Raw genomic sequence first — 1,169 nt, 5'->3', positions numbered from 1 at the left:
AGAATGAGATACGAGTATCTTGATGTAACTTGGATTGGAATGCTTTTATTAGGGCTTATCTCCAAGTTCCTCCAAAAAGTTTAAACACGTTTAAAAACAAAGAAAACCAGCAAAACATCAGTTCTGCTGATTTTCAAAATGGAGATATACAGGTTCTTTAAGGAATAAATGCTACATTTTAAACCCTCGTGAGTTTCTGTTAAGAGTCTCTCTTACAAACTCCTTCGTGGGAGTTGGGACTTCTTGAGTTTCGCTTTTTTGACTCTCTTGTGATAGCTCTTTATTGAGTTCTTCTGCCTCTTGTACCTCTTGTTTTTCGGCTCCTTCTTGAGCCTCTTGTGGAGTATCGGAGGAGAGTGAAAGTTGTATTTTCCTATCAAGGGCTGAGAGCTCAGTTTTAAGTTCGGAGAGCTGTGTTTCTTTACCCCATACTTTTTCGATGATTTCCTTTAGAAGAGGAATGTCCTTTTGGATAAGAGCAATCTCTTTTTCTTCCTTTTCCATCATTACAGGGATTTTTTCAATGGCATTGACAAAATTCATTACTGCCAAGTTAGGGTCACTTGCCAATCGTCCGTTGTTGTAGGTGTACTTGATACCTCCTTCCCCTTGTACAAAAAAGCGGTTTTCTTTTAGGTCAAGTTCGTCTTTTTTGGAGACTTCAGTCTTTACCAATATCTGAAAACCATAGATACTTCCTATTTCTTGATATTCGCCTTTGGTACGGGCGTTTTGGGCATAGTCCTGTAACTTTTGGGCTAACTGCTTTACACTGCTCTTTTCGTCTAAACCCTCCAAACGCAAAGCATTGACTACCGAGCCATCTTCTCGGCGTACCGCTTTATCTGAAAAGTTTTGCCAATCCGTCTGAAAACGATACAAGCGATCTTGTAGCGCTTTCAAATCACTACAGAGGTTGTCTAAACGGTTTTTAGCAGTGTATTTAGAGCGTAAGAACGTTTGCTTTTCACTCTCTAAAGCCCCAATCTTCTTTTCTAACTTTGCTTTTTCGAGCAAATCAGTGTTTCCTGAGAGGATAGCTACATATTCAGAATAGTTTATTCCCGATTTTTCGTCCATAGCTCCCTCATCAATGGTTCTTTTGCCCAACTTATTGTTCTTAAGCTGGTCGATAAAAAGCTGTTTGTTAAACAGTAGATTGAACTTGT

Annotated in this window: 1 pseudogene; it reads right to left on the bottom strand. The window is 39.2% G+C overall.

What is annotated here, in order from left to right:
* Positions 1 to 171: 171 nt before the first annotated feature.
* Positions 172 to 1,169 (bottom strand): annotated as a pseudogene (locus HMPREF9073_RS16365) (DNA methylase); the annotation flags it as partial.

This window comes from Capnocytophaga sp. oral taxon 326 str. F0382 (assembly GCF_000318295.1).
Lineage (GTDB): Bacteria > Bacteroidota > Bacteroidia > Flavobacteriales > Flavobacteriaceae > Capnocytophaga > Capnocytophaga periodontitidis.
This window is presented reverse-complemented; position numbering and strand designations above follow the sequence as displayed.